The organism is Clostridium sp. LIBA-8553, assembly GCF_057782465.1.
Genome location: NZ_CM173489.1, coordinates 690355 through 713050 on the forward strand (window position 1 = coordinate 690355; position 22696 = coordinate 713050).

Here is a 22696-nt window from a genome sequence, read left to right on the forward strand (position 1 = left end):
TATTTTCCTTCATTAATATATATAAATATGAAAGATTAAGAAAATAATTGTTTTATCTCTTAAATAGCCTAGACTATTATATCATAAAATAACTATCAAATTAATAAATACTTTTAAGTAAAAAAAAGGTCATATTCTTAATCTTTAATATGACCTTTTTTATATATTTTATTTTGAATTTTTCTTTTTAAGTTCTCTCATAGTAGGAAGTGCATCTTTATTATCTAATCCTACAATAGATAATATTTGTTTAGCTCTATCCTTAGTTGAACCTTCTATTGTTGTATATTTAACATTTTCACTGTCTAAGAATTGCTTTAGTGCATTATCAACAGCAGAAGCAGTTGATTCATCTTGCCATCTAACACCATCTTGAGTATAACCAAATTCTCTAGGAACAAAGAATATGTAGTCATACTTTGGAAGGTCCTTAAGAGCTAAGTGGTAAAGATCTTTTAATATTTCAATTTCTTTTTCAGATCTTTTTTTGTCTCCTAGCATAAATCTTCCATATATATATGGTACAAAAGTTGCATAATCAGTTAGAGCATATTCAAATTGATTTAATGATTCTTCTAAGCGAAGTTGTCCTAAATAAATACCATATTGTTCAGAAATAGTTTCTATCATACCTTTTTCTTTAAGATATTCTGTACTATATTCAGTTGCTGCACCAACATCTAAGCCTCTAATTTTAAACTCAACATAAAGTTGTTGGATTAAAGTTGTTTTCCCACATCTTGGACCACCAAGAATTGCAATTCTAATTGGCATATTAAACCCCCATTAAAGTGTGTATTTATAATAAATTTAAAATTTTTTTGAAACTATTTTTGTTTGAGTAGAATTTTTTAAAAAACTTACAATTTCTCATTTTAATTCAACTCAAATATCTAAATAAATGACAAATTTCATTATAGCAATTTAGGTGTTTTATTTCAATATTTAATGAAGAAGATAATATTATAAAAAGTTTAAAAAAATATAATAAGAAAAGACAAATTGTCACAATTTAATTGTTGTATTTTAAAAAAATGCAAGTGTATGGTATAATCTTAAGTAAATATGCCAAAAAATGATGAAATAGCAAAGGAAGTTTTGCTATAATCATTTCGTATTTATTTATAATGATTACGAAATATAGAAAAGTTTTGTTTTAATATATTTAAGAGGTGGATTTTATGTATAAATTAGTAGCAATAGATATGGATGGAACTTTATTAAGAGAGGATAAAACTATATCTAATAAAACAAAGGAGGTAATAAAAAGAGCTAGAGAAAAAAATGTTAAAGTTGTTTTAGCAACAGGAAGACCAGTTGACGGAGTAAAAAGATATTTAGAGGAATTAGATTTATATCATAATGATGAATATGTTTTAACTTTTAATGGTGCCATAGTAAAGGAAGTTGGACCAGATAGAGTAATTTGTAGAGATACTCTAAAGGGAAGCGATTTATTATATTTATATGAAATAAGTAAAAATGCAGGAATAAATATACATGGATTTTCTAAAGATGGATGTGTAACTCCTAAAATGAATGAGTACACAGAATTAGAAGGAAGAATAAATGGAATAGATGTATATGAAATTGATTACAAAAATGTTGATCCAGAAGAAGAAATAATCAAAATAATGATGATTGATAAACCTGAAGTTTTAGAAGAAGGTATTAAAAAGTTACCAAAAGAAGTTTATGAAAAGTATACTGTAGTAAGAAGTGCACCGTATTTCCTAGAGTTTTTAAGTAAAACATGCAATAAAGGTGAAGGGGTTAAATCACTTGCTAAAAGCTTAGGAATAAAGAGAGAAGAAGTAATAGCAATAGGTGATGCTGGAAATGATCTTCATATGATAGAATACGCTGGACTTGGAGTTGCTATGGGAAATGCCTTTGATGAAGTTAAGGAAAAAGCAAACTTTATAACTAAAAGTAATGAAGATGATGGAGTTGCTTTTGTTTTTGAGAAGTTCGTTCTTTAGTTTTAAGAGCAAAAAAATAAAATTTGAGGAGAGTGCTAGTTTTGGTTGAAGATAAGATTTTTGCCAAAGAAGATTTTGAGGATAACATTAAAGATAATAAAATAGGTTATTTATTTATAAAAAGACTTATAGATATATTAGCGTCATCTTTAGGTCTAGTAGTATTAAGCCCGATATTACTATTAATAGCTATATTGATAAAATTGGATTCTAAGGGACCAGTATTTTTTTCTCAAGAAAGAATTGGCTTTAGAGGTAAACCGTTTAATATGTACAAGTTTAGATCGATGGTAGTCAATGCGGAGGAAATTAAGGAAAAGTTAAATGAGCATAATGAGATGTCAGGGCCTATGTTTAAAATGAAGAATGATCCTAGAATAACTAAAATAGGAAAATTTATAAGAAAGACAAGTATAGATGAGCTTCCTCAGTTAATAAATGTTTTAAAGGGAGAAATGACTTTAGTTGGACCAAGACCAAGTTTGCCAAAGGAAGTAGCTCAATTTGAGCCTTGGATGATGGAAAGACTTACAGTTAAGCCAGGTTTAACATGTTACTGGCAAGTTATGGGTAGAAATTCAATTGAATTTGAAGATTGGATGAAGCTAGATGTTAAATATGTACATGAAAGATGCTTAACTTTAGATATAAAGCTTATATTTAAAACATTTTTTGTACTATTTGGAGATGAGAATGCCAGTTAATTTTTAAGGAGAGTAATTGATGGTTAAGGTTTTTGAACTAGATTTTTATGATAAGACTTTAGGTGAAATAGCTGATGAGTTAGAAAAAGATATTGATGAGAATAACAAAGTTAGAATATATACTCCTAATGTAGATCACATAATTAATATAAAAGCAAGTAAAAGTGTTTTTGATAAATATAGCAAGGCTGAATATATAATTGCAGATGGGTGGCCAGTGGTTGCTACTGCAAAGGCTAAAAAAACACCAATATATAAAATAACTGGTGTTGACTTAATGGATGAATTGTTAAAGTTAGCTGATAAGAAGAATCTAAATGTATTCTTTTTAGGAGCTACAGACGAAACATTGACAAAATTAACAGATAATATTAAAAGAGATTTTAATGGCATAAAATCTATAAATTATAATAATGGTTATTTCAGTGAAGAAGATAATGATGAAGTAGTAAAAAAAATAAATGCAACAAATTCTAATATACTTTTTGTGGGTATGGGATCACCTAAGCAAGAAATGTGGATTACTGAAAATATAGAAAAACTTAATATAAATATTGCAATAGCTATTGGAGGAGCATTAAAGATATATTCAGAAGAAATAGAGAGAGCTCCTGAAATAGTTCAAAAGATAGGAATGGAATGGTTCTATAGATTTATGAAAGAGCCTAAAAGATTATTCTCAAGATATTTTGTTAAGTACCCTAAATTTATAAAGCATTTTATGGATGAAATAAAGAGGTAATTAATGATAAATGTTTTAATAATCGATTTAGGTAGAGATTATGGTGGTGCTGAAAAAGTAATAGAGAATTTGTTTTTTTATAATTATTCAGATATAAATATGCATTTAGTAGCTTTAAAAGATACTAAATTTTTTGAGGTAATAAAGTCTAAAGATAAAAATAAAAATTTTATGTTTATTGAAAATGATAAGAAGAAGATATTAAAAAGTTTATTTGAAGTAAAGAAGTATATCGAAAATAACAATATAGATATAATTCATGCTCATGGAGTTACATCTGAAATCTTTGGAGTGTTATTATCTAAAATGACTAAGTGTAAGTTAGTTACAACTATTCATAGTAGAGCTGATTTTGATACGACTAATAAATTAAAAGGAAAGATATATTGTGGATTACAAAAATACCTATTAAATTTTAATGAAAAATATATAGTCGTTTCAGATGAATTAGAGAATTTTTTTATAAATGATTTAAAAGTTAAAAAAGAAAAGTTAATTTTTATAAGAAATGGACTAAAAGGTTTAGTTAAGAGAGAGAAAAAAAAACATGAGCAGTTTGTTATTTGTAGTATAGGAAGGTTAACTGAGGTAAAAGCTCATAATAAATTATTAGAGTCTCTAGCAGAGTTAAATCATGAAGGTTATAATTTAAAATGTTTAATAGCTGGAACGGGTGAATTGGAGAATGAACTTAAAAGACAAACAGAGGATTGTGATTTAAAAGAAAAAGTTGAATTTTTAGGATTTATTGAAGATGTAAGAGATGTTTTTGATAAAGCAGATTGCTTAATAATTCAATCAGATATGGAAGGGCTACCTATGGTATTATTGGAAGCAATGAGCTATAAAATGCCGATAATAGCATATAAAGTTGGTGGCATAAAGAAACTTCTAGAAAAAAATCAATGTATAGAATTAAAATCTAATGAACCTAATGATATTTCTGATGGAATAAAACAAGCTTTAGATAAAAGCAAGGACGAATTAGATTTGATTGCTAATGAAGCTTTTTTTAATTTTAAAAAAAATTATGATATAAATATTTTTATTAAAAAGCATGAAGAGTTATACAATGAGGTTAAAGGAGATACTAATGAATATAATAAATAGTGTTGCAGAAACATTGAATTATAGAAAATATACCAGAGAGCAAAGAATTAAATTTATATTATTAAGTATTATGGCTTTAATTCTTATTTTAGTTAGAACGTGGAGCATTGCTAGTTATTGGCTTATGATTCCTCTTGTATTAAATACAATATTTATGATATGCGGAACCATAGATGAATTTGAGTTCATAATGTATTCGATGATAATGCCAAGTGAGTTATATAGTTTTTTAGGAATTGGTATAGCTATATTAAGTTGGATATATAAAATTTTTTCAAGAAAAATTAATATTAATTTTGATAAAAGAGATAAATGGCTAGGTATTTTGATAGTCTTTATGTTAGTATCAGGATTTGTGAGTTCTATAGTAAATAAAACTATATTAAGTGCAATATTTTCATTAGGATATATTTTTGTAATGCTATTTATTTTTAGAATAACAGTAGCATGTAATTATAAAATAAAAGATATTTCAAATGTTTTTAAAAATATTTTAATTATTCAAATAATAATGATGATAATACAATTCATTAATTATGGGGTTTTTCAACCATCAGATTCATTTTCTGGAACTTTTGTAAATGCACATAGACTATGTGTATGGCTTATATGGTATTTAGTAGTTAGTGCAATAGTTATTAAAGAAAAAAAATTTATATGTAAGAATGATATATTAAAAGTATTAGTTCTATTAGTTATGATATATTTGACTGATGGAAAGCATATAGTAGCATCGGCTATAGGTGTTCTTATATTATGGTTTATACTTGATAAAATAAAATATTTAAAAAATAAAAAGGTATTAACTACAGGGATATTAATTCTTTTAGGATTATATTTGGTAACTAATATTTCACATAATACTTCATTTAAAGAAAATATAAAATCTAAAAGCGAGTATGTATATAGATATATATACGAGCCACCATATAACAATAAATTTCATTATTTTGATAAAACAATAAATGATGAATTAATAGGTTATGAATTATTTTTAGGATTTGGACCAGGACAATATGGAAGTAGGGTTGCTAATTTAAGAGCATATGAATATATGGTTAAAGAAGATTCATTAGCCATAACAATATCTAAATTTATACCTCCACATGTAATAGATCCATATAAAGAGTTTGCAGAGCAGTACAATGAAGAATATTTAGCATTTGTAAAAGACATGAGTGCTGTTTTATCATATCCTTTTAGTAGTATAATGGCTATCATAGGAGAGTTGGGGATTTTAGGATATTTAATTTATTTGATGTTCTTTAATAGTATAGAAAAGTATTCAAATAATAGCATATATTCTATACTTCCGATGATAATGTTAGTTTTAATGATATTTGATTCATACTTTGAAATGACTGCTATAATTACTTTCTTTTGGATAATATTAGGTAGTAGTCAAGTTGAAAAAAAGATATATTAAAATAAAACAGGCACAATTATTTAAATGATTGTGCCTAATTGTTCTTCTTGAAATAAAAGATTAGTATGAGGTGTAATAATTATGAAATTATTATTTTTAATTGATAATTTATGTGGGGGTGGTGCTGAAAAAGTTTTGATTGATATTTTGAAAAATTTAAGTTTGGAAAAATATGATATAGAGCTTTTTTTAATAAGAAATAAAGGTGTTTATTTAAATAGTGTACCAAACAACATAAAGGTAAATTATATATATAATGATAAGAAATTTGAAGGTAAAAAAATATATAAGGCATATTATTTACTAACTAAAATTCATTTTAAAATTAATAGAATATTAGGATTAGGAAGATTATTTAAGAAAAATATTAAAAAGAAATATGATGTGTATATTCCATTTTTAGAAGGAGCATGTATCCAGTTAATATCAGATTCTAATTTGGAAAGCAAAAAAATTGCATGGATACATACCGATTTAATCAAACATAATATAATGGATTTAGAAAAGGAACGTAAGGCTCTTAATTCAATGGATAAATTAGTATGTGTATCTGAAGGAAGTAAAAGATCGCTTTTAAGAAAATATCCAGAGTTTAAAGATAAAGTTAAAGTGATAAACAACCCAATAGATTTAGTTGATATAGATAAAAAATCAAATGAAAAAATTGAGGAAAAAGTAATATTTAATAATGCAAATCCTGTTTTTATTGCTATTGGAAGAGTTGAAAAAGTAAAAGGACATGATTTATTAATAGAAGCACACAAAAAACTTATAAATGATGGGTTTAAACATAACATTGCAATATTAGGGATAGGGCAAGAAATGGATTGCTTGGAAAAGTTAGTTAATCAGAATTCTTTAGAAAATAGTTTCAAATTTTTAGGTTTTAAATCAAATCCGTATAAATATTTAAAAAAAGCTGATTTTTATATTATGCCATCAAGATATGAGGGGTATCCATTGAGTTTATGTGAGGCTATAGCGTTAGAGAAACCTATTATAGCTACTGATTTTGAATCAGCTAAGGATATACTTAAAGATGGAAAATTAGGGCTAATAGCTGAATTAGAGAATGTAGATGATATAGTTTGTAAGATGAAGAATCTTTTAGAAAATGATAATTTGGTAAAAGAACTAAAAAATAATTGTAGTATTTTTAAGCATAAATTAGGCTTTGAAGAAAAAATATTAGAAATTGAAAATGTTATAGATAATTAGCTATGGAGGTTTGTTTATGGAGTATAGAGAATGTTCATTAAAGGAAGCACAATTAAGAATGCTTGAAATGCTTTGTGAAATCGATAGAATATGCAAAAAGTATGATATAAACTATTGGCTTGATGCAGGAACTTTATTAGGAGCTATAAGACATAAAGGGTTTATTCCATGGGATGATGACATAGATATAGGAATGGTTAGAGAGGACTATAAAAAATTTAAGTCTATAGTTGAAGATGAATTAAATAAAAATTATTTTTGTCAAAGTCCTTTGACAGATAGCTATACGGAAGCACCGTGGATAAAAATAAGAGATAATAATAGTCGTATAGGGGAAAAAGAAGTAAAAGGACATTCAGGTCTATTCATAGATGTACTACCTTATGATGATTATAATGAGTATAATAATCATAAAAAGAAACATATTTACAATATAATAAACTTAAAGTGGAAAAGTGAGTTACCATATAAAAATGGTATCAAAAATATACCGAGAAATATAATGTTATTTTCTTTAAAATTAATGTACAAGGTATTACCGTATAAAAGATTTATAAAGAAATCTTTTTATGTTGCAGACGAGGCAAAAAATATGGATAGTGAATATATAGATTATGGTATTGAAGGTCCTTGGAATATGAGGTTAAAAAAATCAGATGTATTTCCATTAAAGACTACTGAATTTGCTGGATATAAATTTATGATTCCTAATAAATATGAGAATGTATTAGAGTGCTTGTATGGAGATTGGAGTATATTACCTCCAGAAGAGAAGCGTATACCTACACATTGCGAGAAAATCTATATTAGATAGATTAAACTTTAGGAGGAATTATGAGTAAATCTATTTTTAAGAATATAATATTTAAGTTTTTGCTTAATTTATTTAATTTAGTAGTACCTATACTAATAGGACCATATGTATTAAGAAAATTAGGACCAGATCTTATGGGTACAGTGAACTTTGCCCAAACTATATTTGGATATTTCTTCATATTTGCAGGATTTGGAGTATATCAATATGGGTTAAGAGAAATAAGTAGAGTTAGACATGACAAGGAGTTATTATCAAAGACATTTACAAGTTTATTTGTATTTACAGGAATGACTACTATTTTAACAACTATAGCATATGTATTTTTCATAAAATATATGTATTCTGGAACAGTTGTATATACCGCTTGTATGATATTAACTTTTAATTTAATTGCTAACATATTTTACGTTGAATGGATAAATGAAGCTTTAGAAAATTATGATTTTATAACAATAAAAACAATTATTGTTAGGATAATATATATAATATTACTATTTATGTTTGTAAAAAGTGCAAAAGATGTTAATAATTATTTGTATTTATTGGTTTTATCTACAGTTTTAAATAATATAATAAGTTATGTTTACATAAAGAAAAGCATAAAGTTTAATTTTAAAGAAATAAAAATAGTAAGACATATAAAACCTATGTTTTTAGTTGTAATATTATCTAATGTAAATGTATTATATACACAACTAGATAAATTTCTTTTAGGAGAATTTGTTGGACTTAAAGAGGTGGGTTATTATACTGCAGCTCAGAATATAAGTACAATAATAAGCACTTTATTATTATCGGTAATACATGCAACAATACCTAGATTATCAAATTATATTGCAAAGGAGAATGATGAAAAATATATAAGTTTATTAGATAAAATAACAAAAATATATTTTATGTTATTATTCCCAGCTGCTATTGGAATGACTGTATTATCTAAAGAAATAATACTTATCTATGGTGGACAAGAATATATAGACTCAGTTCCTATGCTTATTGTTTTTTCCGTATATATGATAACTTTAGGATATGAAACAATACTTGGTAACCAAGTCATGTATGTTAAGAAAAAAGAAAAAGAACAAGTTGAAATGATATTTATTGGAGGATTTATCAATCTAATTTTAAATATACTTCTTTTAAAAATGAACTTATTGAATGGTACATACTCAATAATAACTACAATGATAGCAAATATCGTAGTTATAATATTAGAGTGTATATATATAAGGAAAAAATTAAATTTAGATTTTAATATTTTTTCTTTAGATAAAAGTAAATATTTATTTATATCATTACTATTTATACCTATTACTAGTTTTATAACTAATTCAATAAATAATATATTTATTGTTAGTGCTTTAGCTATAGGTATAAATGGAATTTTATATTTTGGAATCCTATTATTAATAAAGGATAATACTTTAATGGAGTTATTTAATAAAATTATTTTTAAATTAAAAAGATAGTATTAATAAATGTTAAACATAATATGTTTAACATTTATTATTGTAAAAAAATAGTGTAAAAAAACCAAAAATATGGTATTATTTAAGCGAATATGAATTAATTTGAATAAAAGGGGTGTAGTGATGCATACTTCCAAAGGAAGAAAACTTAAATATATTATATTAGGTGGTATTTTAAGTGTACAATTTTTAACTTTTAATAGTGTTAAAGCTACTGAGCTTAAAGTGGCGAATAATTCAAATAAGACTAATAACATAATATTAAAAACTGATGCTTTAAGTGACAAGAAAACTATTGGATGGATAGAGGAAAATGGAAAATGGTATTATATTAATACAGACGGAACTAAGTATACCGGATGGTTAAATTTAAATAATACATATTATTATTTAGATCCATCAACTGGAGTAATGCAAACTGGTATGAAGGAAATCGGTGGATATAAGTATTACTTAGACAATAGTGGTGTTATGAAAACTGGTTGGGTAAAATATAATGGAGAATATTATTTCTTTGGACCAGATGGAGCCATGAGAACAGGATGGATAAATGATGGGTGGACAGACTATTATTTAAAGAAAGATGGGACAATCTATAAAGGTTGGTTAGATGATGGACTTAATAAGTATTTCATGGATGAAAACGGTCAAATGAGAAAAGGTTGGGTAAAATATAATGGAGAATATTATTTCTTTGGACCAGATGGAGCCATGAGAACAGGATGGATAAATGATGGGTGGACAGACTATTATTTAAAGAAAGATGGGACAATCTATAAAGGTTGGTTAGATGATGGACTTAATAAGTATTTCATGGATGAAAATGGTCAAATGAGAAAAGGTTGGGTCAACCATGATGGAGAATATTATTTCTTTGGACCAGATGGAGCTATGAGAACAGGTTGGATAAATGATGGATATGCATATTATTTTATGAATAAGAATGGACAAGTTACTAAAGGATGGTTTACAGAAGGAAATAATAAGTATTATTTAGGAAATGATGGTGCAATGAGAACAGGTTGGCAAGATATAGATAATAAGTGGTATTATTTTGAACAATCTGGATTTATGGCTAAAAATAAAGTAATAGGAGATTGGTATGTAAATAGTCAGGGGATTGGTGGAAGATATATAGAGAAATCTACATATGGGAAAAGTGGACGTGGTAGAGACCTTGAATATTACAGAGTTGGAAGTGGGAAAAAAGTTTTAGTTGCTGTTTTTGGAGTACATGGTTATGAGGATGCTTGGAATGGTGATGCTCAAGAGTTATATTTAATAGCTCAAAAAGCTTATAATACTTTAGTTAAACAATATGAAAATGGAACAAACGCAGATGATTTAAGTGAATGGAGTGTTTATTTAATTCCATCAGCTAATCCAGATGGTAGAATTGATGGGTGGACAAATTATGGACCAGGAAGAACTACCATAACAACAAGAAATGATATAAACAGATCTTTCCCAGTAGGATTTACACCTTATTATAGTGCAAGAAATTATACTGGAGATAGTTATTTGGGATCACCAGAAGCAAAAGCTTTATATAATTTTATAAATAAGACTATGGGAGGAGCAACTGAAAAAGTATTATTAGATGTTCATGGTTGGGAAGATAAGACTATAGGTGACAGTCACATAGCAAGTTATTTTAATAAAGAGTTTGGGTTTAGAAATATACCTAAATATCCTGGCGGATTTGTAATAACTTATGGAAATGCAATTGGTGCCAAATCAGTATTAGTTGAATTCCCTGTTCCAAGTTCACATGAAGATATATTAAGAAGAGATTTTTCAGGTAAATTTTCAAGAGCTTTAGTAAATATATTGTTAAATAATTAAATTATAGAATTCGATAATACTAAGGTATTATCGAATTCTATTTATACTAAGAAAATTTTATAAGTTAAAAAAGTATTATATAATATAAGAGATATTTTATTAGGAGGATTAAGGATGATAAGAAAAACATCTGCTATGTTGGCTATAGTTGTGGCACTGTCAACAACTAATGTATTTGCCACAGAAATTGAAGTTAATAGTAATACTGTTAATAGTAAGCAAGAGAAAAATATTGATAGTTATAATCAAAAAACTTCAGAAAATAATAAGGATACAGTAGATGCAAAAGAAGATACTGTTAAAGAGGGTTTAAAAGAAAAGAATGAAAATATAGACAAATCTTCTATAAGTGATCAAGAAACTGAGATGAAAAAAGATAATAATCAGGGTAAAGATGACAAACAAAAAAGTAATTTAGATAAAGAAGATAATCTTAACAAGAATAGTACTTCTGTAGACGAGAAAAAAGAAGCTGAAAAAAATGAAGACAACAAAAATGTTCAAACGACTAATAAAGATAATAATACTGAAAAGAAGGATGAATTAGTTGGAAGTGTTTATGAAAAGAAAAATATCAATCCAACCCCTAGAGCCTACCAATTTTTCAGTGTAAATAATAATGGAAAAGAGCTAAAATACGAACAGATAAGAGATTCAAATGGACTTGAATCATTAGTGCGCTTACAACCTAAAACAGACAAAAACTATGAGGTTGCTTTAGCTAAGAATGATGGAACTTTTGTTTATCTAGGAAGTTATGATGACTATACGATTGCAAAAAAATCAACAGAACATAATAGTTCTAATGTACAAAGTTTTGCTGCTGTTGATGGAATGCCTATTATTTTAAATTCAGAAGGTAAAGTCATATATGCTGAAAAAGCATTAGGTAGAGTAGTTGGGATTAGTGGACAAAGTACTATTAATATTTGTTCAGATTCGGGATTGAAAAATACGTTTACTTATATAGCAGCTTCATATATTGATGATGTCCCTATAATAAAATATGAAGGAAATTCAGCAGAGGTTGTTGTTAATGGGTATAGAGGATGGATAAGTAGAGATGCAATAGATATTGTTCCTTTAAACCAAGTAGAAAATCCAAGTAACTATGTTAATAGATATGGTGAATTAAGCCATTTTATTAGCGATAACTTAATGAGTAGTGAAGAATATTATCGTTATCCTTTAGGTAAAGCTCCAAGCTATTTAAAAGAATGGGAAAAATATTATAATTATGATGGAAAGTATTTTTATACAAGCTTAGACTTGTTAATAAGTGATTTACAGAATAATACGCATGCAAATGCTGTAAATGCTAATGAGCCTTACTATAATTATTATTATTATTTGCCGATGAGAAGTAAGACAAGCTTTACTGCTGATCAAATAAATACATATATAAGTAATAATGCAGCTTCTAATAGTAAACTTAGAAATACAGGTCAATATTTTATTGAGGCTCAAAATAAATATGGAGTTAATGCATTAACTATGTTAGGAATAGCTATAAATGAATCAGCATGGGGTACTTCATATTATGCAAGAAATAAAAATAATTTATTTGGAATAGGTGCTGTTGATTCAAATCCAGATGATGCATTTTATTTTGAAAGTGTTGAACAATGTATAAATGAATTTGCAAAATATCAAATGTCTAGAGGATATGCAGATCCATATAACTGGTCTTACAATGGAGCCGCTTTAGGAAACAAAGGCTTTGGAGCAAATATTCAATATGCATCAGATCCATTCTGGGGAGAAAAGGCAGCAAGTAATTTCTATAAAGTAGATTATCATATATCTGGAAATGGATTAGCGGGATTAACTGAGTATGATAAATATCAGTTAGGATTATATGTAGAAAATAGTAAAGTAACAGATAAATCAGGAAATTTATTATATAATATAGGAAGTATGGAGAGTAGTAAAGTTGGTAAAATTGGTACTGCTGTAATAATAAATGATTTAAATAAGAAGAATATAAATAATAACTTAAGTTATACTATACAACCAGATAGAACTACTCCTATAAGCAATGGAAAAATAAGTGGGGATTATGATTGGAAAAGTGGATATACTCCAATTTCTAATGTGAAATTAATAAACCAAGGTAAGGATGTAACTAAACCATCTAGTTGGATTAATGAAAATGGTAAATTTTATTACCAACACCCAGATGGAACATTAGCAAAAGGATGGTTAGATCTAAGTGGATATTGGTACTATTTAGATCCTAATACTGGAGAAATGAAAACTGGACTTCAAGAGATAGATGGATATAAATATTATCTTGATGAAAGCGGTTATATGAGAACGGGTTGGGTTAATTATAATGGAGAGTATAGGTTTTTTGGTAAAGATGGAACTATGAAAACTGGATGGATAAATGATGGTTGGACGGACTATTATTTAAAGAAGGATGGAACAATCTATAAAGGATGGCTAGATGATGGCTTAAATAAATACTTTATGGATGAAAATGGTCAAATGAGAAAAGGCTGGGTTAAATATAATGGTGAATACTATTTCTTTGGACCAGATGGAGCAATGAGAACTGGATGGATAAATGATGGATATGCTTATTATTTCTTAAAAAAAGATGGAACTATTCATACTGGTTGGTTAGAAGAGAATGGTCAAAAATATTATTTAGGATCTGAGGGAGATATGAAATTAGGTTGGTATAATATTGATGATAATTGGTATTATTTTAATACCTCAGGAGCTATGGTGAGAAATACAACAATAGATGGTTGGAAAATAGATAATAATGGAATTGCCACAAAATAAGAACAAGGCAGCACATAAATGTGCTGTCTTGTTTTTATTTGTCGAAATTTAATAGAAAAAAATTTTGAAAATAAAGCCAATTTATACTAAAATTAAATAGCATATTAGGAGGTAATTTTATGAAAAGAAAATTTATTACAAGTTTAACTGGAGTTCTTATTGGTAGCCTAATTTTAACAACAGGAACTATAAGTGTACAAGCTGCGGAAAAAAATGAAAATAACATTAGTCAAAATATTAGTGCGAAGAATGGAAATGCTGATTTTATATCATCTGTTGACGTAGAAAGATTAGATAATGATAAGGTTGCAATAAAAATAAATACTAATAATAATTATAATGGAAATTCTTATAATATATCAGTTAGAGGGCCGGGATATATGAATAGTATATCTACATATACTCCATATAATGAATTAGAGTTAACTAATTATGGTACATATAATATTTCTGTTACAGTAACGGACGTATATGGTATTAGTGATAGTCATTTTAAGAGTTACAATTATTCAGCACCTATACAAGCAAGATTTTCTGAAACGACTGATAAAGCTATTATAGGAAATGATATTAAATTTAATGTTATTTCTTCAGGTGGAAATGGAAGACATAAATATAAATTCTATACTAAAAAGGATTTAATAAAAGAATATTCATATGATTCTACATTAGTTACTAAATTTAATGAGTATGGAGAAAAAGAATTATTCTGTGATATAAAGGATGAAGATGGTACAGTAAAAACTATTTCTCATAAAATAAAAGTGATAGCTAATGAACCGACATGGAAAAATGAAAATAATAAGTGGTATTATATTAATGATAAAGGTGAAATTGTTAAAGGTTGGCTTAATTTAAACAACATTTGGTATTATTTAGATAATGAAACTGGACAAATGGTAACAGGGCACAAAGATATCAACGGAAATAAGTATTATTTTGATACAAATGGAAATATGAAAACTGGTTGGGTGAATGATGGTAATAAAGATTATTTTTTTGGACCAGACGGAGCAATGAGAACAGGATGGATAAACGATGGTTGGACAGACTATTATTTAAAGAAGGATGGAACAATCTATAAAGGATGGCTAGATGATGGCCTTAACAAATATTTTATGGATGATAATGGTCAAATGAGAAAAGGTTGGGTTAAATATAATGGAGAATATTATTTCTTTGGACCAGATGGAGCAATGAGAACAGGATGGATAAACGATGGTTGGACAGACTATTATTTAAAGAAGGATGGAACAATCTATAAAGGATGGCTAGATGATGGTCTAAATAAATATTTTATGGATGATAATGGTCAGATGAGAAAAGGTTGGGTTAACCATAATGGTGAATACTATTTCTTCGGACCAGATGGAGCAATGAGAACTGGTTGGATAAATGATGGATATGCTTATTATTTCTTAAATAACAATGGTACAGTGAAAAAAGGTTGGTTTGATGAAAATGGAGTAAGATATTATTTAGGATCAGATGGAGCAATGAGAACTGGTTGGCAAACAATAGGAGATAATTGGTATCATTTTAATGATTCGGGTGTAATGAGTAAAAATACAAGTATAGATGGATGGAAAATAGCTGAAAATGGAATAGCAACACCTATTAAAAATAATTCAACTGTATATGTAACACCAAATGGAACAAGTTATCATTATAGCAAAAATTGCACAACATTAAAAAGAAGTTCTCAAATATTAAGCATGAGTCTAAGTGAAGCCAAAGCTAAGGGTAAAAACGATCCTTGTAATGTGTGTGTTAGATAAATCTATAATCATATAAAAGAGCATATTAATTAAAGGTAGATTCTTATTTTGAATCTACCTTTTAATTGTAATAAGGTAAAATTTGTGATATTATATAAATGTTCAAAAAATGAACGAAAGGGGAAGAGGAATGTTAACATATGAGGTTGAAATATTGAAGGTCTTAAATGATGAAGAAAATATAAGTCAAAGAAAACTAGCAGAAAGACTAGATATTTCTGTTGGGAAAGTAAATTCTTTGCTTAAAGAATTGTTAAATAGTGAATATATAACAAAGAATGATATAGATAAGAGAAATGTTAAGTATGAAGTAACAGAAGCAGGTATTGCTTTACTAGAAAATTCATTAGATAAAATAAAAAATACAAAATTAGCTATACATAAAGATAAATTCTATAAAGTGAAGCAAGCTGTAATTTTAGGTGCTGGTGGTAAAGGAAGTTTTGGAAAGCCAGTAGGGTTCTTAGAAATTGAAGAATTTAAAATTATTGATAGAATAATTGAGTCCTTAAAATCAAATGGAATAGAAAAGATTGTTATAGTAACTGGCTATAAGAAAGAGTATTATGAGAATCTAGCAGAAAAAGACTCATCAATTGTTTGTGTAACAAATTCTAACTATAAATGGACAGGTACTATGAGTTCTTTAGAGTTAGCTAAGGAACATATAAATGATGACTTTATATTAGTAGAAAATGATCTTGTTTTTGAAAGTAGAGCTGTAGAGCAAATTATTAAAAATGAAAATAGAGATTGTATTTTAATTACTAATGAAAGTGGATCGGGTGATGAAGCTTTTGTTGAAATAAGAGATGGTTATCTTTTTAAAATGTCAAAGGACATACATCAGTTTAATAAGATAGATGGTGAAATGATAGGTATAAGTAAAATATCATATAAACTATTTAAAATGATGTTAGAAGAATTTAAATATAACATAAATCCATATATGAATTACGAATACACTATGCTAGATGTAGCTAGAAATTATAAGGTTGGATATGAAAAAATAAATGATCTTGTGTGGGGAGAAATTGATAATGAGGAGCAATATGAGAAGGTAAAAAAACATATTATTCCTATGATAAGAAGAAGAGAAATGCAGTATAAGATAGAGCAAGTTAAGAATGCTATAATTGAAGGTTTAGGAATTAGTGAAAAGGATATAAAAGAGATACTTCCTGTTGGTGGTATGACTAATAAAAACTATAAAGCCTTTGTAAATAATAAAGCTTACATAGTTAGAATACCTGGTGCTGGTACAAGTTCTATGATAAATAGAAAAGATGAAATGATAAATTCTAAGCTAGCGGCTGAAGAGGGAATAGATGCTAAGATACTTTTCTTTGATGAGGAATCAGGAGTTAAAATAGCTGAACTTATAGAAGGAGCAGAAACTCTTAATCCAGCAACAGCTAAAAAGAAAGAAAATATGGAGTTAGTTGTAGGTGCCTTAAGAACTTTACATAATTCTAATTTAAAGATGAAAAATAGATTTAATGTTTTTGAGAAAATAGAGGATTATGAGAATATTGTTAAGAAGGTTAATGGTACTCTTTTTAAAGATTACTATGAAATTAAAGAAAGGGTATTAAAATTAGAAAAAACTTTGGATAAATACGGAATGGAAATAAAGCCATGTCATAATGATACTGTTCCAGAGAATTTTGTTAAAGATATTAACGAAAGAATGTTCTTAATAGATTGGGAATATAGTGGATTAAATGATCCTATGTGGGATTTAGCAGCACATTCAATAGAGTGTGATTTTTCAGAGGATGATGAGGAGTTATTCTTAAATTTATACTTTAATAATTCAACTGAAGAAAAACATAAGATAAGAATTCTTATTTATAAAATATGTCAGGATTTTTTATGGAGTATATGGACTGTGCTTAAAGAGGCTCAAGGAGACGACTTTGGAACTTATGGAATAGACAGATATAATAGAGGAAAGAAAAATTTAGAGGTATTAGATAAAGTTTTAATGGGGCAATAATTAAATTTATTAGTTTTAAGGAGAGGTCATATGTTTAAAAGTAATTATAAAGGCTATGGAAGCGGAGTGATGTCTGCTATAGCTTGGGGGCTGGATACTGTTTTAGTTGGAGTTATATTATCAATGGCTCCATTCATAAATACAGAGGTAGCTATAGTGTTAGCACCTTTTGTTAGTACATTTTTACATGATTTATTTTCAACTTTATGGATGTTTCTTTATATGGTTTGTACAAGACAAGTTGGAAAACTTTTTAAGGCATTAAAGACACCAAGTACAAAATATGTTGTTTTAGCATCTATACTTGGAGGTCCAATAGGAATGATAGGATATTTGCTTTCTGTTAAATATATAGGACCTTCATATGCAGCTACCATATCATCAATATATCCAGCTGTTGGAGCTGTTTTAGCTGCTATATTCTTAAAAGAGAGAATTAGCAAAAAAGGTTATGTTGGATTAATAATAAGCATATTAGGAATAGCACTTTTAGGATTTAGCAATAATGGCGGCGAGGCAAATATAATAGGATTTTTATTCGCTGGACTAAGCGTTCTAGGATGGGGAGCAGAGTCTGTAATATGTTCCTATGGAATGAAAGATGAAGAAATAAATCCTAAACAAGCTTTGCAGATTCGTCAATTTATATCAGCGGTTTGTTCAGGGTTAATAATTCTTCCTTTGTTAAAGGCTTATCCATTAGTATTTGAGGCTTTAAAGGGAAATATCCTTTGGGTCATAATAATAACAGCTTTAATGGGAACTATTTCTTATGTATGTTATTATACGGCTATACATAAGTTAGGGCCAACAAGAGCAATGGGGCTTAATATAACTTATGTTGTTTGGGCTATGGTCTTTGATAAATTCTTATTAGGACACGATATAACTATTAAGATGGTTATATGTGCTTTAATGGTTATGATAGGTTCGTTTGTAGTTGCAACTCAACCAGCTCATGAAGAGGAATTAACTAATGTTACTAATTCTGTAGCATAGTTATTAAATAATTAAAATTATATCTTGAAATAAGCAATAATAGCTTATAAGTTAAGAAATTATTATATATTTTAGAATTAATATTATTTAAAATAGAGTATTTAATGAGAAGAATAAGTATAAATTAAGTTTGTAGCGAATAATAAAGGAGATTTAATAAATGAGAGCAATATTACTAGCAGCAGGAATGGGAACTAGATTAAGACCATTAACTTTAGATACACCTAAGTCACTTATACAAGTCAATGGGAAACCTCTTTTAGAAAGACAAATAGAGTTTTTAAAAGAGAAGGGTGTAGAAGAAATTATTGTAGTTACAGGTTATCTTGCAGAAAAATTTGAGTATTTAAAAGATAAATATGGAGTAAAATTAGTTCATAATGATAAATATGATGTTTATAATAATATATACACTATGTATTTAGTAAGAGAATATTTAGAAGATACATATGTTGTAGATGCTGATGTTTATATAGCAGAAAACTTCTTACTACAAAATCCTGAAACATCAATGTATTTTTCTGCTAATAAAAAAGGATTTAAAGGCGAATGGAAACTTCACTTTGATGAAAATTTAAAGGTTAATGATATAGAGGTTGGAGATAATGAAGGGTATATATTATGTGGAGTATCTTATTGGGATAAAAAAGATACTGACATAATAGTTAAAGAAATTGAAGACATGGTTGAAAATGGCGATTTTAGCAACTTATATTGGGATGATATTGTGAAAAATAATATTTCTAAGCTAGATATCCATATTAAAAAGATTTCAGAAGATAGTATTTATGAAATTGATAATTTAGAAGAATTAGATTACGTTAAATCAATAGTTGAGAAATAATAAAGACAAGCTATTAACTAAATGATTTTAATTAATAGCTTGTCCTTTTATTTTATAAATTAAGATAAATTTCAATAATGATTAATAGATTTAGTACTTAAAGATGCTTTTTAACATATATTATTTCGGTAAATAAAAGAAATGTGTTGCTCTTATAGTATCATTAACTGGATCATCTACTGATACCAGTCTTTTATGAAGAACTGATCCAAAATATTTTTTTTGATTATCTACTATATAGGCATAATCGTTATTATACCAGTTCATAAAAGTAAATGAGTGCTTATATGAAGAGAATACTACATCACCTGGTCTAAGATCACTTATATTTGTAGATTTAACCCATCCTCTAGAAAGTAATGCTCTTTCAAGTTGGTAAGTATTTGCTACATATAGAGGGATATCAACACCTGCTCTTCTTAGTGCTTCAGAAGTAAAGTAAACACAGTTATTAGTTGTTTCGCCACCATGAAGATCTATTGCAGCCTGATGAACAGATTCTCTGTTATTCTCATTACTCATATAATTAAATAGCTTGTACTGAGTATATGAATGAGATCTAGATGGTGAACCATATAGTACAATTCCATCTTTATTTACATAAGTAGAACCAAACCATTTATCAGTAATCATTACGCCATCTGAATCAAATTTATAGGTATTACCATTGATGCTTTTTTCAGCGTTTTTGACCATTACTCCATTGTTTTCGAAGTAATACCATTTATTATCTAGGAAAAGCCATGTTTTTTTTATGGATCCATCTTTGTTTAAATAATATTTATTACCATCATAATTAAGCCAACCAGTATGAGGAGTTCCGTTTGAATTTAAATAATAATCCGTCCAACCATCATTAATCCAACCAGTTCTCATGGCGCCATCAGGACCAAAGAAATAATATTCTCCGTTATATTTAACCCAACCTTTTTTCATTTGACCATTATCATCCATAAAATATTTGTTAAGTCCGTCATCTAACCAACCTTTATAGATTGTACCATCTTGTTTTAAATAATAGTCAGTCCAACCATCATTAATCCAGCCAGTTCTCATAGCGCCATCAGGACCAAAGAAGTAATATTCTCCGTTATATTTAACCCAGCCTTTTTTCATTTGACCATTATCATCCATAAAATATTTGTTAAGTCCATCATCTAGCCAACCTTTATAAATTGTACCATCTTGTTTTAAATAATAATCAGTCCAACCATCGTTAATCCAACCAGTTCTCATAGCGCCATCTTTACCAAAGAAATAGTACTCACCATTAGATTTAACCCAGCCAGTTTTCATAAAGCCATTATATAAATCAAAGTAATATTTATGCCCATTTATTTCTTGAAATCCAGTTTTCATTTCACCATTAGCAGTATCTAAGTAATACCATGTTTCATTTAAATTTAACCAACCTTTATGAGGTTGATTATTAGAGTCTAAATAATACCATTTGGAGTCTTTCTTAATCCAGCCTTGGTTTATATTATTTATTGAGTTTTCAATAGCAACCTTTTGTTCAGAATGATTAATTTCTTTAGCAAACACAATTTTACTAGAGTTAATTATTAAAAATGAAGTTAATACTAAAGATAATTTTTTTTTATTCATTAGCTCCTCCTTAACTATTAAATATTTAATAACAATATACCATAAAAGGTTTTACGTGGAAATACAGCATATGAATTATATGCTGTATTTAAGTTGTTTAATCAATTTTTATATCTTCAAAGATATAATTATGAATTTGTTTAACAGTAGCATCTTTGTCAAAAGCTAAGTAATAAACACCTTTTATCATTTCACCTTTTGAGTAAGTATCCTTAGGGAATCTTTCTTGTTCTAATCCAGAACTACCCATAGATGCAACTGTTGTTGCAAGGCTTAAAATATCACTAGAAGAAAGACTAGTAGTCACCATAGGCATAAGTTCATTTAATATTGATGGATATTTACTTGGAGAAACTTGAGTGAATTTTTCAAATAGTTTACTTAAAACTATCCTTTGTCTTTCAGTTCTTTCTCCATCACCGCCAGAAGTATATCTTATTCTACAGTAAGCTAAAGCTTGAGTTCCATTAACATGTTGAACACCTGTGGATGTTATATTAGGTGCATTTGTTTTATTTAAAGTATTAAGTTCATTTATATAATTATTTATATATTGAAGTTCGTCAGATCTTATATCCAATTCTATTCCGCCAACAGAATCTATTATTTTAGGTAGTGATGAGAAGTTAACTGTAGCAAAATCTTTAATGTTTAAATCAAAGTTTTCATTTAAAGTTTTTAATGCTAACTCATGTCCACCAAAAGCATAAGCATGGTTTATTTTATCTTTTCCATGTCCTTGAATATCTACATAAGAGTCTCTCATTATTGAAGTTAATTTAAGTTTTTTATGTATCTTATCAATGGTAGCAATCATTATAGCGTCTGATCTACCATTATTCCCCTCAGTTGCATCAATTCCAAATAAAGCTATGTTAGTTATACCATCATATTTTGAAAGCTTTTCATCAACATCTTTATTTATTCCAAGATCCTCCTCATTTAAATCAACTTTATTCATTTTGTTAAGCATTGTTAACCCATAGGTAGCAACTCCACCTACTAAACCTACTATTAAAAGTCCTATAATCGAAAGTGTTATTATTAACTTACGATTTTTAGCAGATTTTTTCGATTTTCCTTTTTTATTTTTGTTATTTGCCAATGTAAACATCCTTCCTTTTTAAAATTATAGAATAATTGTAGCATCGTATTGTATTAGTTGTAAAGTTATGGATATACTTATTAAATAATTAAAAGACAATTTAAGTAGCAAGAAAAATATTAAAAATTACAGATTCTTTTACCTTAAAAAAAGATATAGAAAGATATACATTTTAATTTATTTAATTGTATAAACTTTGAAATTAAAAATAGCTTGCAAGTAGAAGGAACAAAGAAATTTAAAAAATCCTTTGTTTT

17 protein-coding genes are annotated in these 22696 nt (G+C 27.4%); 14 read left to right on the forward strand and 3 right to left on the reverse strand.

Annotated features, from left to right (window positions below; all coding sequences use genetic code 11):
• Nucleotides 1-168: 168 nt before the first annotated feature.
• Nucleotides 169-774: an AAA family ATPase gene (locus AC2JAQ_RS02890; protein ID WP_488457817.1), complete on the reverse strand. Its 606-nt coding sequence runs from the start codon at nt 772-774 to the stop codon at nt 169-171.
• A gap of 407 nt (nt 775-1181) precedes the next feature.
• Between AC2JAQ_RS02890 and yidA the strand changes: the two genes are divergently transcribed.
• From yidA to AC2JAQ_RS02960, 14 genes are all read left to right on the forward strand, one after another.
• A complete protein-coding gene (gene yidA / locus AC2JAQ_RS02895; protein WP_488457818.1) occupies nt 1182-1982 on the forward strand; it encodes a sugar-phosphatase in 801 nt (266 codons plus the stop codon).
• Between the two features lie 56 nt (nt 1983-2038).
• A complete protein-coding gene (locus tag AC2JAQ_RS02900) occupies nt 2039-2686 on the forward strand; it encodes a sugar transferase (protein ID WP_488458765.1) in 648 nt (215 codons plus the stop codon).
• A 19-nt stretch (nt 2687-2705) separates the two neighbouring features.
• A complete protein-coding gene (locus AC2JAQ_RS02905) occupies nt 2706-3428 on the forward strand; it encodes a WecB/TagA/CpsF family glycosyltransferase (protein WP_488457819.1) in 723 nt (240 codons plus the stop codon).
• Between the two features lie 3 nt (nt 3429-3431).
• Nucleotides 3432-4538: a glycosyltransferase gene (locus AC2JAQ_RS02910; RefSeq protein ID WP_488457820.1), complete on the forward strand. Its 1107-nt coding sequence runs from the start codon at nt 3432-3434 to the stop codon at nt 4536-4538.
• Complete coding sequence (locus AC2JAQ_RS02915) at nt 4522-5964, forward strand: hypothetical protein (RefSeq protein WP_488457821.1); 1443 nt, start codon at nt 4522-4524, stop codon at nt 5962-5964. The genes AC2JAQ_RS02910 and AC2JAQ_RS02915 overlap by 17 nt, the downstream gene beginning before the upstream one ends.
• 81 nt (nt 5965-6045) lie before the next feature.
• The gene (locus tag AC2JAQ_RS02920) at nt 6046-7182 is read left to right on the forward strand and encodes a glycosyltransferase (protein ID WP_488457822.1); all 1137 of its coding nucleotides are present in this window, start codon (nt 6046-6048) and stop codon (nt 7180-7182) included.
• Between the two features lie 16 nt (nt 7183-7198).
• Nucleotides 7199-7996: a LicD family protein gene (locus AC2JAQ_RS02925; protein ID WP_488457823.1), complete on the forward strand. Its 798-nt coding sequence runs from the start codon at nt 7199-7201 to the stop codon at nt 7994-7996.
• A gap of 20 nt (nt 7997-8016) precedes the next feature.
• Nucleotides 8017-9468, forward strand: a complete 1452-nt coding sequence (locus tag AC2JAQ_RS02930; RefSeq protein WP_488457824.1) for an oligosaccharide flippase family protein — start codon at nt 8017-8019, stop codon at nt 9466-9468.
• 123 nt (nt 9469-9591) lie between these two features.
• Complete coding sequence (locus tag AC2JAQ_RS02935; RefSeq protein ID WP_488457825.1) at nt 9592-11313, forward strand: M14 family zinc carboxypeptidase; 1722 nt, start codon at nt 9592-9594, stop codon at nt 11311-11313.
• A gap of 114 nt (nt 11314-11427) precedes the next feature.
• Nucleotides 11428-14106, forward strand: a complete 2679-nt coding sequence (locus AC2JAQ_RS02940) for an N-acetylmuramoyl-L-alanine amidase family protein (RefSeq protein ID WP_488457826.1) — start codon at nt 11428-11430, stop codon at nt 14104-14106.
• A 119-nt stretch (nt 14107-14225) separates the two neighbouring features.
• On the forward strand, nt 14226-15884 hold the full coding sequence (locus AC2JAQ_RS02945) for an N-acetylmuramoyl-L-alanine amidase family protein (RefSeq protein ID WP_488457827.1): 1659 nt from the start codon (nt 14226-14228) through the stop codon (nt 15882-15884).
• A gap of 130 nt (nt 15885-16014) precedes the next feature.
• Complete coding sequence (locus tag AC2JAQ_RS02950; protein ID WP_488457828.1) at nt 16015-17883, forward strand: phosphotransferase; 1869 nt, start codon at nt 16015-16017, stop codon at nt 17881-17883.
• 30 nt (nt 17884-17913) lie between these two features.
• Entirely contained in the window at nt 17914-18882 is a 969-nt protein-coding gene (locus AC2JAQ_RS02955; protein WP_488457829.1) for a DMT family transporter, read from the forward strand.
• A gap of 160 nt (nt 18883-19042) precedes the next feature.
• On the forward strand, nt 19043-19726 hold the full coding sequence (locus AC2JAQ_RS02960; protein ID WP_488457830.1) for a sugar phosphate nucleotidyltransferase: 684 nt from the start codon (nt 19043-19045) through the stop codon (nt 19724-19726).
• A 120-nt stretch (nt 19727-19846) separates the two neighbouring features.
• Here AC2JAQ_RS02960 and AC2JAQ_RS02965 read toward each other — a convergent pair whose 3' ends face one another.
• Nucleotides 19847-21334, reverse strand: a complete 1488-nt coding sequence (locus AC2JAQ_RS02965; protein ID WP_488457831.1) for a cell wall-binding protein — start codon at nt 21332-21334, stop codon at nt 19847-19849.
• Nucleotides 21335-21431: 97 nt separating this feature from the next.
• The gene (locus AC2JAQ_RS02970; RefSeq protein ID WP_488457832.1) at nt 21432-22439 is read right to left on the reverse strand and encodes an LCP family protein; all 1008 of its coding nucleotides are present in this window, start codon (nt 22437-22439) and stop codon (nt 21432-21434) included.
• Between the last annotated feature and the right edge of the window lie 257 nt (nt 22440-22696).

Bases quoted from the DNA above. Each gene is read 5' to 3' on its own strand.
- AC2JAQ_RS02905 (WP_488457819.1), top strand. From the start codon at position 2,706: ATGGTTAAGGTTTTTGAACTAGATTTTTATGATAAGACTTTAGGTGAA.
- yidA (WP_488457818.1), top strand. From the start codon at position 1,182: ATGTATAAATTAGTAGCAATAGATATGGATGGAACTTTATTAAGAGAG.
- AC2JAQ_RS02935 (WP_488457825.1), top strand. From the start codon at position 9,592: ATGCATACTTCCAAAGGAAGAAAACTTAAATATATTATATTAGGTGGT.
- AC2JAQ_RS02920 (WP_488457822.1), top strand. From the start codon at position 6,046: ATGAAATTATTATTTTTAATTGATAATTTATGTGGGGGTGGTGCTGAA.
- AC2JAQ_RS02925 (WP_488457823.1), top strand. From the start codon at position 7,199: ATGGAGTATAGAGAATGTTCATTAAAGGAAGCACAATTAAGAATGCTT.
- AC2JAQ_RS02960 (WP_488457830.1), top strand. From the start codon at position 19,043: ATGAGAGCAATATTACTAGCAGCAGGAATGGGAACTAGATTAAGACCA.
- AC2JAQ_RS02940 (WP_488457826.1), top strand. From the start codon at position 11,428: ATGATAAGAAAAACATCTGCTATGTTGGCTATAGTTGTGGCACTGTCA.
- AC2JAQ_RS02915 (WP_488457821.1), top strand. From the start codon at position 4,522: ATGAATATAATAAATAGTGTTGCAGAAACATTGAATTATAGAAAATAT.
- AC2JAQ_RS02950 (WP_488457828.1), top strand. From the start codon at position 16,015: ATGTTAACATATGAGGTTGAAATATTGAAGGTCTTAAATGATGAAGAA.
- AC2JAQ_RS02890 (WP_488457817.1), bottom strand. From the start codon at position 774: ATGCCAATTAGAATTGCAATTCTTGGTGGTCCAAGATGTGGGAAAACA.
- AC2JAQ_RS02930 (WP_488457824.1), top strand. From the start codon at position 8,017: ATGAGTAAATCTATTTTTAAGAATATAATATTTAAGTTTTTGCTTAAT.
- AC2JAQ_RS02945 (WP_488457827.1), top strand. From the start codon at position 14,226: ATGAAAAGAAAATTTATTACAAGTTTAACTGGAGTTCTTATTGGTAGC.
- AC2JAQ_RS02965 (WP_488457831.1), bottom strand. From the start codon at position 21,334: ATGAATAAAAAAAAATTATCTTTAGTATTAACTTCATTTTTAATAATT.
- AC2JAQ_RS02910 (WP_488457820.1), top strand. From the start codon at position 3,432: ATGATAAATGTTTTAATAATCGATTTAGGTAGAGATTATGGTGGTGCT.
- AC2JAQ_RS02955 (WP_488457829.1), top strand. From the start codon at position 17,914: ATGTTTAAAAGTAATTATAAAGGCTATGGAAGCGGAGTGATGTCTGCT.